Source organism: Micromonospora sp. AMSO1212t (assembly GCF_008868145.1).
Taxonomy (GTDB): Bacteria; Actinomycetota; Actinomycetes; order Mycobacteriales; family Micromonosporaceae; genus Micromonospora; species Micromonospora tulbaghiae.
Window position 1 is genome coordinate 1 of record NZ_WBKS01000159.1, and the last position, 12,310, is coordinate 12,310.

A 12,310-nucleotide genomic window follows, 5' to 3' on the forward strand; every position below is an offset into this window, starting at 1 on the left:
ACCCCACCTCCCTGCGCCGTCGATCATGAAGTTGGCGGCGACAAAACGGACACCAAACGCCGCCAACCTCATGATCGACGCGGCCGAGCTGGGCCGCCCTGCGCGATCTTGCACTTGAAGCCCATCGAGTGCCCGATTGGCGAGGTTTGCGGGGTGCCAAAGTGCAAGATCGCCGAGCCCGGAAGGAGATCTGGGCAGTCATGGGCTCGCCGCCGACGAGAACGGTCCAAGATCCCCGCGAGCGGCACGGCGATCTTGGAGTTGTGGCACCTCGCAGAGTTCGCGAAAAGGTCAAGGTGGGCGCCACAACTGCAAGATCGGCGAGGCCCACGCTCCCAGTGGAGCAGCGACGGGCAGGGCTGAACGGTGAGCGCGTGAGGCGACGCGCAGGCGCGGAGCGCCGGAGCGCCGGAGCGCCGGAGCGCCGGGAGCGAACGGAGCGCCGGAGCGTCGGAGCGAACGGATCATGGAAGGAAAGGGGCCTCATGGGGGCCGAAATCTTCCAGGAGCTACCACGGTCACCCTCGCCGGACGGACCGCGGCCCGGTTACGGCTCGAACTTGTAGCCCAGGCCCCGGACCGTGACGATGTAGCGCGGCGCCGACGGCTCCGGCTCGATCTTGGAGCGCAGCCGCTTCACGTGCACGTCGAGCGTCTTGGTGTCGCCCACATAGTCGGCGCCCCAGACCCGGTCGATCAACTGGCCGCGGGTGAGCACCCGCCCGGCGTTGCGCAGCAGCAGCTCCAGCAGCTCGAACTCCTTGAGTGGGAGTTGCACCCCGGTGCCGCCGACTGTCACCACGTGCCGTTCGATGTCCATCCGGACCGGCCCGGCGGCGAGCGTCGGCGCGCCCGTCTCGTTCGACTCAGGGCTCTGCCGCCGCAACACCGCCCGGATCCGGGCGACCAGTTCACGCGGCGAGTACGGCTTGGTCACGTAGTCGTCGGCGCCGATCTCCAGGCCGACCACCTTGTCGATCTCGCTGTCCCGCGCCGTGACCATGATGATCGGCACGTGCGAGCGCTGGCGGAGCTGCCGGCAGACCTCGGTGCCGGACATCTCCGGCAGCATCAGGTCGAGCAGCACGATGTCGGCGCCGGTCCGGTCGAACTCGGTGAGGGCGGCGGGGCCCGTCGCGGCGACGGAGACCTCGAACCCCTCCTTGCGGAGCATGTAGGACAGGGCGTCGGAGAACGACTCCTCGTCCTCGACCACCAGTACGCGGCTCAACGGGTGTTTCCTTTCCTGTGGTCAGACCTGCCGGAGCTCGGCCGGGCCGGCCTCGATCCCAGCGGAGGCGAGTGTCGTCTCCAGGTCGTCCGGGGGGCGTGCGGGCAACCGGAGGGTGAACGTCGACCCCCCACCAAGGGTGCTCGACACTTCCACCCGGCCGCCATGGTTGCTGGCGATGTGCTTGACGATGGCCAGGCCCAGGCCGGTGCCGCCGGTCGCCCGGGAGCGGGCCTGGTCGGCCCGGTAGAACCGCTCGAAGATCCGGTCGACCTCGTTCGGGGCGATGCCGATGCCCTGGTCGGCCACGGCGATCTCGACGTGTTCCTCGGTGCCGGTCACTGTCACCCGGACCGTGGTGTCCTCGCCGGAGTAGGTGATCGCGTTCTCCACCAGGTTCGCCACCGCTGTGGCGAGTTGGCTGTCGCTGCCGTACACGGTCAGGCCCCGCTGCCCGCCGACGGCGATCTCCACCCGGCGGGCGGTGGCGGCGGTGCGGGTCCGGTCGACGACCTCGGCGAGCACCCAGTCCACCGAGACCGGCTCGGGGGCGGGCTGCGGTTCGGCGCCCTGGAGACGGGTCAGTTCCAGCAGCTCCTGCACCAGGCGGCCGAGCCGGGTCGACTCGTGCTGGATCCGCTCGGCGAACCGCCGCGCGGCGACCAGGTCCTCGGACAGGTCGGGCGCGCCGCCGGCGGCCGGCTCGGTGGCGTCGACGAGCGCCTCGGCGAGCAGTTGCAGCGCGCCGATCGGCGTCTTCAGCTCGTGGCTGACGTTCGCCACGAAGTCCCGGCGTACCCGCGCGAGACGGTGCGACTCGGTGACGTCCACCGCCTCGATCGAGATGTAGCCGGACCCCAGTCCCATCGCCCGCAGGTGCACGCCGAGCGGGTTGTCCCCGCCGCCGTCGCGGCCCCGGGGCAGGTCCAGCTCGATCTCGCGCCGCACGCCCGTGCGGCGGACCTGCCCGGCGAGGGTACGGATCAACGGGTGCGCCGCGATCGAACCCGGCGTCGCCCCGGCACGGAGCAGACCCATCGCCCGGGCGGCCGGGTTCACCAGCACCGGCACGTCGTCCGGGCCGAGCACCACCACACCTGCCCGCAGCGAGTCGATCGTCTTACGGCCGAGCCCGGATAGGCCCCCCTGCTGGTCGTCCGGAATCGTCGTCCTCCCTGCATCACGACGGAGGATCCCGCCGCCCCGCGACGCCCGGCGGCGCCGCCATTCGTCAACGGGTCCGGACAGCAGCGCCCCGGCGACCAGCCCGGTCACCAGCGCTCCGGCCACCACGGCGGCCACCGCCCACTCCACCCGGCGATCGTAGGGTCATTGTTAACCCAGGGATCGGGCACAAAGGGACGAACCACTCTCGCTTTCGGCAAAGTTCACCTGCGGGCCCCGCGTCGTTCATCCGCGTTCACCCTGGTGCCGGCCGTTCGGCCTAGCGTGGGGCGCGCACCTGCTCCTGCCGTACCCCATGGGGGTGGCGGCCACCGACCCCAGGAAGTGACGATGCGCGACGAGTTCCGGGCCGACCTGCAGATTGTCAGCCAGTTGCTGGTGGACATGGCCGAGGCGGTACGCGCGGCCATGCGCCAGGCCACCAAGGGGCTGCTCACCGCCGATCGGACGGCCGCCGAGACGGTGATCGCGCGGGACGCCGAGATCGACGACCTCTACCGGCACGTGGAGGAGCGGGTCTGTGACCTGCTGGCCCGGCAGGCGCCGGTGGCCTCCGACCTGCGGGCGATGATCACCGCGCTGCACGTGGCAGCCGATCTGGAGCGGATGGGTGACCTGGCCGATCACGTGGCCAAGACGGCGCTGCGCCGCCATCCGTCCCCGGCGGTGCCGGCGGAGCTGCGGCCGGTCTTCACCGACATGGCCGGCATCGCCGACCGGATGGCGGAGAAGATCGGCGCCGTGCTGGCCAAGCCGGACGCCGATGTGGCCGCCGAACTGGACGGCGACGACGACGCGATGGACGACCTGCACAAGAGCCTGTTCGGCGTGCTGCTCGGCGACGACTGGCCGTACGGGGTGGAGACGGCGATCGACGCCACGCTGCTGGGCCGCTTCTACGAGCGCTTCGCCGACCACGCGGTGAACGCGGGCGAGCACGTGGTCTACCTGATCACCGGTTCGACGTCCGGCTGAGAACCGTGGGCGGGGCCGCCTCGGGGGAGGCCCCGCCCACGCCGTCTCAGCGGCCCTGGTTGGCGACCGCGGCGGCGGCGGCCTTGGCCGCCGCCGGGTCCAGGTACGTCCCGCCGAGCACCTGCGGGCGCAGGTCGGCGTCCAGGTCGTAGCGCAGCGGGATGCCGGTCGGGATGTTCAGCTTGGCGATCGCCTCGTCGGAGATCTGGTCGAGGTGCTTGACCAGGGCTCGCAGCGAGTTGCCGTGCGCGGCGACCAGCACGGTCCGGCCGGCCAGGATGTCCGGCACGATCGAGTCGTACCAGTAGGGCAGCATCCGTTCGACGACGTCCTTCAGGCACTCGGTGCGCGGCATCAGCTCGGTCGGCAGCAGCGCGTACCGGGGGTCGCCGACCTGGGACCACTCGTCCGCGTCGTCGATCGGCGGCGGCGGCGTGTCGTACGACCGGCGCCAGAGCATGAACTGCTCCTCGCCGTACTCGTCGAGGGTCTGCTTCTTGTCCTTGCCCTGCAGGGCGCCGTAGTGACGCTCGTTGAGCCGCCACGACCGGCGCACCGCGATCCAGTGCCGGTCGGCGGCGTTCAGCGCCAGCTCGGCGGTGCGGATCGCCCGGCGCATCAGGCTCGTGTGCACCACGTCCGGCAGCAGGTCGTGCTCGCGCAGCAGCTCGCCGCCGCGCCGCGCCTCGGTCTCCCCCTTGGCGGTCAGGTCGACGTCGACCCAGCCGGTGAAGAGGTTCTTGGCGTTCCAGTCGCTCTCGCCGTGCCGCAGCAGGACCAGCGTCCCGACGGTGGGCCCCTCGCTCGCAGTCATGCCGATCATCCTGCCGTACCGGCCGGGCGGACACGCGGCGACCTGTGGTGACGACCACCACGTGGAAAACCTGATGACCACGGCTCCGGCCCGGCACTAGGTTGTAAGGCGTTCTGAACAGGTCGGTCATTACCAAAAACGGGGGCGTCGGGATGCGGACGGTGCGAGGCTGGTTCCAGGACACGGCCGGCGGCCTGCCACGGACGTTCTGGTACCTCTGGGCCGGCACGCTGATCAACCGGCTCGGCTCGTTCGTCCTGATCTTCCTGGCCATCTACCTGACCCAGGAACGCGGCTTCTCCGCCTCCCAGGCCGGTCTGGTGATCGGTCTCTGGGGTGCCGGCGGCGCGGTCGGCACCACCATCGGCGGCACCCTGACCGACCGCTGGGGACGGCGGCCCACGCTGCTCGCCGCGCACGTCGGCGCGGCGGGCATGATGATCGCGCTGGGCCTCGCCCGTCCGCTCTGGGCGGTCGCAGTGGGCGCGCTGCTGCTCGGCGCGTTCGCCGAGGCGGCCCGCCCGGCCTTCGGCGCGATGATGGTCGACGTGGTGCCGGACAAGGACCGGCTGCGCGCCTTCTCGCTCAACTACTGGGCCATCAACCTCGGCTTCGCCTGCGCCGCGGTGCTCGCCGGCTTCGCCGCCCAGGGCAGCTACCTGCTGCTGTTCCTGGTGAACGCGACCACCACGCTGGTAACCGCGCTGATCATCTTCACCAAGGTCGGCGAGACCCGCGGCCCGGTCACCGCGCTTCCCGTCAAGGGAATGCCGGCGCCGGCCGGCGCGCTGCGCACCATCCTCGCCGACCGGGTGTTCCTCGGCTTCGTCGCGCTCAACCTGCTCGCCGCGCTGGTGTTCCTCCAGCACATCTCGATGCTGCCGATCGCGATGGGCGACTCCGGGCTCAGCCCGGCCACGTACGGCTCGGTGATCGCGCTCAACGGCGTGCTCATCGTGTTCGGCCAGCTCTTCGTACCCCGGCTCATCAAGGGCCGGAGCCGGTCGCACGTGCTGGCGCTCGCGTCGCTGGTGATGGGCGCCGGGTTCGGGCTCACCGCGCTCGCCGACACGGTCTGGCTCTACGGCCTGACCGTGCTGATCTGGACCGTCGGCGAGATGCTCAACTCGCCGTCGAACGCCACCCTGATCGCGGAGCTGTCCCCCGCCGCGCTGCGTGGCCGCTACCAGGGCGTCTTCTCGCTGTCCTGGCAGCTCGCCGGCGCCGCCGCGCCGATCCTCGGCGGCCTGACGCGCGAGCACGCCGGCAACAGCGCGCTCTGGCTCGGCTGTGCGGGCATCGGCGTCGTGGCGGCGGTCGCCCACCTGATCTCCGGGCCGGCCCGGGAGCGCCGCGCGGTCGCGCTGCGCGCCGTGGGCACGCCCGTCACGCCGGTCACCGCCACCGCCGCCCCGGCGCCCGAGGCGGGCGAGGCCGCGGCGACCGCACCCGCCGCCCCGGTCCGCGCCGGTTCCTGAGTACGCCCCGGCGCGACCGCCCCGAGGCCTGTGGATACGGTACGGGACGGAATCGGTAAGGAAACCTTCCTGGAGGACGGGTGCGCGGCCTGCGGCGCTGGTGGGACGACACGGCCGGCGGACTACCAGCCACGTTCTGGTACCTCTGGTCCGGCCTGCTGATCAACCGGGCCGGCGCGTTCGCTCTGCTGTTCCTGTCGCTCTACCTGACCGTCGCGCGGGGTGCCCCGCCGTCGCTGGCCGGGCTGGTGGTCGGCGCGTACGGGATCGGTGGCGCGGCCGGGACGCTGCTCGGCGGCGTGCTGGCCGACCGGTGGGGACGGCGGGCCACCCTGCTCGCCGCCCACCTCGCCGCCGCCGGGCTGATGGCGGCACTGGCGTTCAGCACGCACCTGGCGGTGATCGCCGTACTCGCCACGCTGGTCGGGGTGGCGCACTCGATGCCCAGCCCGGCGTTCGTGGCCGCCATCGTGGACGTGGTGCCCGAGGCCCGCCGCTCCCGCGCGTTCAACCTCCAGTTCTGGGCGTTCAACCTGGGCATGGCGGTGGCCTCGCTGCTGGCCGGGCTGCTCGCCGAGGCCAGCTTCGTGGCGCTGTTCCTGGTCGACGCCGCTGCCACGCTGGCGGCGGCTGTGGTGATCGCGCTGAAGGTGCCGGAGACGCTCACCCGGCGGCCCGCGCTCACGCCGCAGGCGGTGGCAGGACGCCGTCCCGGGCTGCACACCGCGCTCACCGACCGCACGTTCCTGGTGTTCGTCGCGCTGACGTTCCTGCTGGCCGTGCTGACCATGCAGACCTCCACGATCATGCCGCTGGCGATGCGCGCGGACGGTCTGCGCCCGTCGGCGTACGGGCTGGTGGTGGCGCTCGGCGGGGCGCTGATCGTGGTCGGGCAACTGTTCGTGCCCCGGCTCATCGAGCCGTACCGCAAGTCGAGCGTGCTGGCCGTCTCCACCGGCCTGATGGCGCTCGGGTTCGGCGCGCTCACAGTCGCCGACGGGTTGCCGCTCTACCTCGGTGCCGCGGTGGTCTGGACGATCGGGCAGATGCTCGCCGCGCCGCCGAACGCACAGATCAACGCGGACCTCGCGCCGCCCGAACTACGCGCCCGCTACCAGTCGGTGTTCTACCTGACGTTCCCGGCCGCGTCGTTCGTGGCGCCGGCGCTCGGCGGGCTCAGCCTGGAACACCTGGGCGAGCGGCACTGGCTGGTGGTGGGCGCATTCGGCCTGGTGGCCGCGGCCGGGCACCTGCTCGCCGGGCCGCGCCGGGAGCGGCGGGTGGCCGCGCTGCGGGCTGCGGCGGCGGAACCGGTCAAGTCCGCCCGCTGAGGGGAGACACGGCAGAGCGCCCACCCCGACCCCCGTCGAGATGGGCGCTCATACCGTACGCCCGGCGGCGGCGGGCGACACTCACCCCCGTAAGCGTCGCCCGCTCGCGCCGCCGGTTCCACGGGCGGCACCGTCCCCCAACGGTGTGCTCCACCCGATCTTCGCGTCTCGCCTGCGCGGATCTGATCGATCCACCGCTCCCCCGAACGAAAACAAGCGTGACGCGGTGCAATAAAGTTAGTTCGCCCGGATTCCGGATTCAACCCAGAACACTGTCTTGCCCGTCACAGCACCCGTGTCGCAAACCCGGCTGTCCGTGCTGTCGTCCCTGGAATGGCAAACACGGGGTTCCCGTCGGCCATTCCCGCAAACCTCAGCCGTCCTCGCGATTCGGGTTCTCGGTCCGGAAGAAGTTGCTCTGCCGGCCGTCCCTCATCTGCTCCTGGTAGATCAGGTTCAGCCGCCGCAGGTCGAACGTGCGGAACCAGTCGTCCCAGGTGATCTCGCGGATCCGGCTGCTCTCCCGGTACCCGGGGATGTTGAACGTCAGCACCCCGGGCCGGCCCTCGCGCTCGGTGCCGGCGATGGTGGCGGGCTTCGCGCCCCGCGCCCGCGCCCAGCGCTGGATCACCTCGTGGTCCCGGGTGACCAGGCTCCGGCCCGGACGCTCCGGCCGGTCCGCGAGCGACGTGATGAGCTGCGACGATCCGATCGACCGGCTGGACGCCGGCCCACGGGTCGGCGCGGTCTGCGCGGTCGGCGCCTTCCGGGCCGGTGCAGCCTTGGCCCGAGCCGGTGCCGCCTTCGCCCGCGACGGGGCCGCCTTCGCCCGCGAAGGAGCCGCCTTCGCCCGAGCGGGCGCGGCCTTCGCACGGGACGACGCAGCGGTGGCGCGCCCGGGTGCCGCCTTCGCCCGAGCCGAAGTCGCCTTGGCTCGAGACGGGGCCGCCTTCGACCTCGTCGCGGTCGCCCGCGACGAAGTCGCCTTCGCCCGGGACGGAGCCGCCTTGGCACGCGCCGTCGTCGCCCGCGACGAAGTCGCCTTCGCTCGGGCGGGCGCCGCCTTGCGCGTACCCGTCGCCTTGGCCCTGGCGCCGGTGGCGCGTGCGGCCGGCGCGGTCTTGGCCGGCGACGTGGCGCTCCGGCGGGCCGACGTGGTCCGCTTCGCCGCCGTGGTCTTCTTGGCGGCGGTGCTCTTGCGGGTCGCCGACGGCCGGCCGGCCGGGCCGGTGCTCCGCCGGGCCGCGCCGCCCTCCCCACGCATGCTTCGCGCCAGGGTCTTCACCAGTTCCGGCTTCCGCAGCGCGGAGATCCCCGAGATCCCGCGCCGCCGGAGCTGGCTGCGGATGTCGTCGACCTTCATCCGGGAGATCGCCGACTCCGACACCCCCGGGGTGTTCGGCGTCTGGTTGCCGGTTTGCCGCTTGGTCCGAGTCGCAGTCGTGCCGCGACCTGAGCTGTTGCGCTGAGCCATGGGACACGCTCCTCGACAGTCCGTCCTCGGCCCGCGGTGGGTCCCAGTGCTCCGCACCGCGCGGGGCGGCATACCCGTCAGGAGGGCTCCGAACCTCCGGCGGACGATCCGGCAGTGGCGGACGGCTCGAAAAGGTGCGCGAACGCGGCCAGGTTGGCGGTCGACTCGCCGCGCTTGACCCGCCACTCCCACTCCCGGCGGATGGCGGTGCCGAAGCCGATCTCCAGCATGCTGTCGAACGACTCGTCGGCGTACGTCAGCACGGAACCGAGCAGCCGGTCCAGCTCGTCGGCGTCGATCCCGGCCAGGTTGACCCGCCCGGTCAGGTAGACGTCGCCGACCGAGTCGATGGAGAACGAGACGCCGTACATGCGGGCGTTGCGCTGGAGCAGCCAGGCCCACAGCTCCTCGCGGCGCTCGTCGGGCTGGCGCATCACGAACGCCTCGACCCGCAGCGCGTGCTCACCCACGATCAGGTTGCAGATCGTCTTGAGCTTGTGCGTGCCGGGCAGCGTCACCGCGTACGACGCCTCGCCGGTCGACTCCCACTCCAGCTCACGCTCCGCGCAGACGGACTCGATCAGCGCGGCGACCTCACTCCTGCGGCTCATCGCACCCACTCTACGACCGGCGTACCGGGGCCGCCCGGTGGCGGATCACCAGGAGCACAGCAGGGCCGGGTCGCCGAGCCGCCGCGCCAGCCGGGCCCGGTGCTCGGTGATCGCCTCCCCGTAGACCGCGAGCAGGCCGGAGGCGGTGCGGTGCCAGGAGAAGTCCCGGGCGTGCCGCTCGGCGCCCCGGCCCAGCGCGGCACGGCGTGCCCGGTCGGGCAGCAGCCGGGCCATCGCGCGGGCCCAGTCCACCGGGTCGTGCCCGTCGATGAGCATGCCGCTGACGCCGTCGCGTACCGCGGTGACGAGGCCGCCCACGGCGGCGGCCAGCACCGGCGTGCCGCACGCCTGGGCCTCCAGCGCGACCAGCCCGAACGACTCGTTGTGCGACGGCACCGCGACCAGATCGGCGGCACGGTAGAGCGCGGGCAGGTCCGCGCCGGTCTGCGGCGGGAGGAAACGCACCCGGTCGGCGATGCCGAGCGCGTGCGCGAGTTCGATCAGCGCGGTGGGCCGGTCCAGGCCGGTGCCACTCGGCCCGCCGCAGATCACCACGGTCAGATCGTCGGCCAGCGCCGGATCCCGTTCCCGCAGCGCGGCGGCGGCGCGGACCAGCACGTCCGGTGCCTTGAGCGGCTGGATCCGGCCGACGAACGCGACCACGTACCCGTCGGTCGGCAGGCCGAGCCGGCGTCGTGCGGCCCGGGTCGCGGCGTCCCGGTCGCCCGCGGCGGGACGGAACCGCTCCAGGTCGACGCCGGGTTCCACGACCGCCACCCGGTCCGGGGCGGCCGCGTACCGGTCGAGCAGGTCGCGGGCCTCGACCCGGGTGTTGGCGACCAGCCGGTCCGCCTCGGCGACCACCTGCTCCTCGCCGATCACCCGTGCCTTCGGCTCGGGACGGTCCCCGGCGGCGAGGCGGGCGTTCTTGACCTTGGCCAGGGTGTGCGCGGTGTGCACCAGCGGTACGCCCCAGCGCTCCTTGGCCAGCCAGCCGACCTGGCCGGAGAGCCAGTAGTGCGAGTGGAGCAGGTCGTAGTGGCCCGGCGGGCGGGCCGCCTCGGCCCGCAGCACCCCCGCGGTGAAGGCGCAGAGCTGACCGGGTAGTTCCTCCTTGGTCAGCCCTTCCAACGGCCCGGCGGTGACGTGCCGGACGGACACACCGGGTGCCACCTCGACCACCGGGGGCAGGTCACCGGCGGTGGCCCGGGTGAAGATCTCCACCTCGACGTCGGCCTCGGCCAGCCGCCGGGCCACCTCCAGGATGTAGACGTTCATGCCGCCCGCGTCGCCCGTACCGGGCTGGTGCAGCGGCGACGTGTGCACCGACAGGGTGGCGATGCGGCGGGGCCGCGGCCACGGAAGGGCACCTCGCTGACGACCGACACCGGTGTGCAAATCCGCCACGTCCGCTCCCTCTGTCACGGTTGATGCCGTCCGCACGACCGGCGCTTCTCGGTCAACCCGTGTGCCGGATGTCATCTTCCCCATCGGGGTACCGAAATGCTTTCCGCCGGGTCCCGGGCGTGACGGACCTCATCCCGCCGCCCGGCCCGGCGACGGGAGACAATGACCGGATGACTTCAGTCGCCATCGTCACCGGGGCGTCCAGCGGGATCGGCGCGGCCACCGCCCGCCGGCTCGCCGCCGAGGGATTCCACGTGCTGGCCGCCGCCCGGCGTACCGACCGGCTGGCCGCGCTCGTAGCGGAGATCGAGGCGGCCGGCGGCGCGGCGACAGCTGTGGCCTGCGACGTGACCTCGGACGAGTCGGTCGCCGGCCTGGCCGCCGCCGCCGAGGCCGCCCCCGGGCCGGCCACGCTGCTGGTGAACAACGCCGGCGGCGCCCGCGGCCTGGACCCGGTCGAGACGGCCGACGTGGGCGACTGGCAATGGATGTACGACGTCAACGTGCTCGGCACGCTGCGCGTCACCAAGGCGCTGCTCCCCGCGCTGGAGCGCTCCGGCGCCGGCACGATCGTGATCGTCAGCTCCACCGCCGGGCGCGTGGTCTACGAGGGCGGCGGCGGCTACACGGCCGCCAAGCACGCGCAGACCGCGGTCGCCGGCACGCTGCGGCTGGAGCTGTGCGGCCGTCCGGTCCGGGTGATCGAGATCGACCCCGGCATGGTGAAGACCGAGGAGTTCGGCCTGGTCCGCTTCGGCGGCGACGCCGACCGGGCCGAGGCGGTCTACGCCGGAGTCGCCGAACCACTCGTGGCCGACGACGTGGCCGACTGCGTCGCCTGGTGCGCGACCCGCCCGCACCACGTCAACATCGATCAGCTCGTGGTCCGCCCGCTGGCTCAGGCCGCGCAGCACAAGGTCCACCGGACGTCGTGAAGCGCGAGGAGAGAGCCGGTCTTGCGAGCCCCGCAGTCGCGAACCCCAGAGATGCGTGAAGCGCGAGGAGTGAGCCGGTCTTGCGAGCCCCGCAGTCGCTGACCCGGAGGCACTGATGGAGCGGCCGCTCGGCGTGGCCACCCGGGGGACGACGAACCCCAACCGGCTCCGGCGGGTGGACAACTGGATCGTCGAGACCTGCGGCGACGCGCTGCGCGCCGCCGCCGACCCGCTCGTGGTGGACTTGGGCTACGGCGCCACCCCGGTCACGCCGGTCGAACTGCGGGCCCGTCTCGCGGCCGGGGTCCGCCCGGACGTGCGGGTGGTCGGCCTGGAGATCGATCCGGTACGCGTCGCCGCCGCCCGTCCCGCCGCCGACCCGCCCGGGCTGACGTTCGCCCGGGGCGGCTTCGAGCTGGCCGGACTGCGTCCCGCGCTGGTGCGGGCGTTCAACGTGCTCCGCCAGTACGACGAGAGCGAGGTGGCCGACGCCTGGCGTACCGTCACCGGGCGGCTCGCGCCGGGCGGGCTGCTGGTCGAGGGCACCTGCGACGAGCTGGGCCGGCTGGGCTCGTGGGTGCTGCTGGACGCCGCCGGCCCGCGCACGCTCACCCTGTCGGCGAAGCTGACCACGCTGGAGACCCCGGCGACGCTCGCCGAGCGGCTGCCGAAGGCGCTGATCCACCGCAACGTGCCGGGCGAACGCATCCACGGCCTGATCGACGCGCTGGAGCACGCGTGGCGTTCGGCCGCCGGTTACGCCCCGTTCGGCCCCCGGCAGCGCTGGCTGCGGACGGTCGAGGCGGTCAAGGAGACAGGCTGGCCGATCCTGGACACCCCGCGCACGTGGCGCCACGGCTACCTCACGC

Annotated in this window: 11 protein-coding genes; 5 read left to right on the top strand and 6 right to left on the bottom strand. The window is 72.8% G+C overall.

Features of this window, described 5'->3' with window-relative positions:
* Positions 1-547: 547 nt before the first annotated feature.
* Together F8279_RS26800 and F8279_RS26805 are read right to left on the bottom strand one after the other, a co-directional pair.
* Positions 548-1,231, bottom strand: coding sequence for a response regulator transcription factor (locus F8279_RS26800; RefSeq protein ID WP_151501415.1), 684 nt, complete (start codon positions 1,229-1,231; stop codon positions 548-550).
* Positions 1,232-1,252: 21 nt separating this feature from the next.
* Positions 1,253-2,425, bottom strand: coding sequence for a cell wall metabolism sensor histidine kinase WalK (locus F8279_RS26805; protein ID WP_225853426.1), 1,173 nt, complete (start codon positions 2,423-2,425; stop codon positions 1,253-1,255).
* A 321-nt stretch (positions 2,426-2,746) separates the two neighbouring features.
* On the opposite strand from F8279_RS26805, the gene phoU reads away from it, so the two are divergent.
* Positions 2,747-3,391, top strand: coding sequence for a phosphate signaling complex protein PhoU (gene phoU / locus F8279_RS26810; protein ID WP_151501416.1), 645 nt, complete (start codon positions 2,747-2,749; stop codon positions 3,389-3,391).
* 46 nt (positions 3,392-3,437) lie between these two features.
* Here the strand turns inward: phoU and F8279_RS26815 are convergent, their stop codons facing one another.
* The gene (locus tag F8279_RS26815) at positions 3,438-4,205 is read right to left on the bottom strand and encodes a phosphoglyceromutase (RefSeq protein ID WP_091425329.1); all 768 of its coding nucleotides are present in this window, start codon (positions 4,203-4,205) and stop codon (positions 3,438-3,440) included.
* Between the two features lie 152 nt (positions 4,206-4,357).
* Here F8279_RS26815 and F8279_RS26820 point away from each other — a divergent pair, with 152 nt between their 5' ends.
* Positions 4,358-5,683: an MFS transporter gene (locus F8279_RS26820; RefSeq protein WP_151501417.1), complete on the top strand. Its 1,326-nt coding sequence runs from the start codon at positions 4,358-4,360 to the stop codon at positions 5,681-5,683.
* Positions 5,684-5,763: 80 nt separating this feature from the next.
* Positions 5,764-7,014 (top strand): MFS transporter, encoded by a 1,251-nt coding sequence (locus F8279_RS26825; protein WP_151501418.1) that lies wholly within the window; start codon positions 5,764-5,766, stop codon positions 7,012-7,014.
* Between the two features lie 373 nt (positions 7,015-7,387).
* Here F8279_RS26825 and F8279_RS31000 read toward each other — a convergent pair whose 3' ends face one another.
* From F8279_RS31000 to mshA, 3 genes are all read right to left on the bottom strand, one after another.
* Positions 7,388-8,377 (bottom strand): hypothetical protein, encoded by a 990-nt coding sequence (locus F8279_RS31000; RefSeq protein WP_368668842.1) that lies wholly within the window; start codon positions 8,375-8,377, stop codon positions 7,388-7,390.
* Positions 8,378-8,565: 188 nt separating this feature from the next.
* Positions 8,566-9,099 (bottom strand): YbjN domain-containing protein, encoded by a 534-nt coding sequence (locus F8279_RS26835; protein ID WP_013288782.1) that lies wholly within the window; start codon positions 9,097-9,099, stop codon positions 8,566-8,568.
* 45 nt (positions 9,100-9,144) lie between these two features.
* Complete coding sequence (gene mshA / locus F8279_RS26840) at positions 9,145-10,581, bottom strand: D-inositol-3-phosphate glycosyltransferase (RefSeq protein WP_192580782.1); 1,437 nt, start codon at positions 10,579-10,581, stop codon at positions 9,145-9,147.
* A gap of 95 nt (positions 10,582-10,676) precedes the next feature.
* Between mshA and F8279_RS26845 the strand changes: the two genes are divergently transcribed.
* Together F8279_RS26845 and F8279_RS26850 are read left to right on the top strand one after the other, a co-directional pair.
* Positions 10,677-11,441, top strand: coding sequence for an SDR family NAD(P)-dependent oxidoreductase (locus F8279_RS26845; RefSeq protein ID WP_151501421.1), 765 nt, complete (start codon positions 10,677-10,679; stop codon positions 11,439-11,441).
* Between the two features lie 115 nt (positions 11,442-11,556).
* Positions 11,557-12,310: class I SAM-dependent methyltransferase (locus F8279_RS26850; protein ID WP_151501422.1), on the top strand; the 754-nt coding region annotated here is incomplete at its 3' end.

Coding starts and splice junctions, on each gene's coding strand:
- phoU (WP_151501416.1), top strand. CDS start 2,747: ATGCGCGACGAGTTCCGGGCCGACCTGCAGATTGTCAGCCAGTTGCTG.
- F8279_RS26815 (WP_091425329.1), bottom strand. CDS start 4,205: ATGACTGCGAGCGAGGGGCCCACCGTCGGGACGCTGGTCCTGCTGCGG.
- F8279_RS26820 (WP_151501417.1), top strand. CDS start 4,358: ATGCGGACGGTGCGAGGCTGGTTCCAGGACACGGCCGGCGGCCTGCCA.
- F8279_RS31000 (WP_368668842.1), bottom strand. CDS start 8,377: ATGAAGGTCGACGACATCCGCAGCCAGCTCCGGCGGCGCGGGATCTCG.
- F8279_RS26835 (WP_013288782.1), bottom strand. CDS start 9,099: ATGAGCCGCAGGAGTGAGGTCGCCGCGCTGATCGAGTCCGTCTGCGCG.
- mshA (WP_192580782.1), bottom strand. CDS start 10,581: ATGACATCCGGCACACGGGTTGACCGAGAAGCGCCGGTCGTGCGGACG.
- F8279_RS26845 (WP_151501421.1), top strand. CDS start 10,677: ATGACTTCAGTCGCCATCGTCACCGGGGCGTCCAGCGGGATCGGCGCG.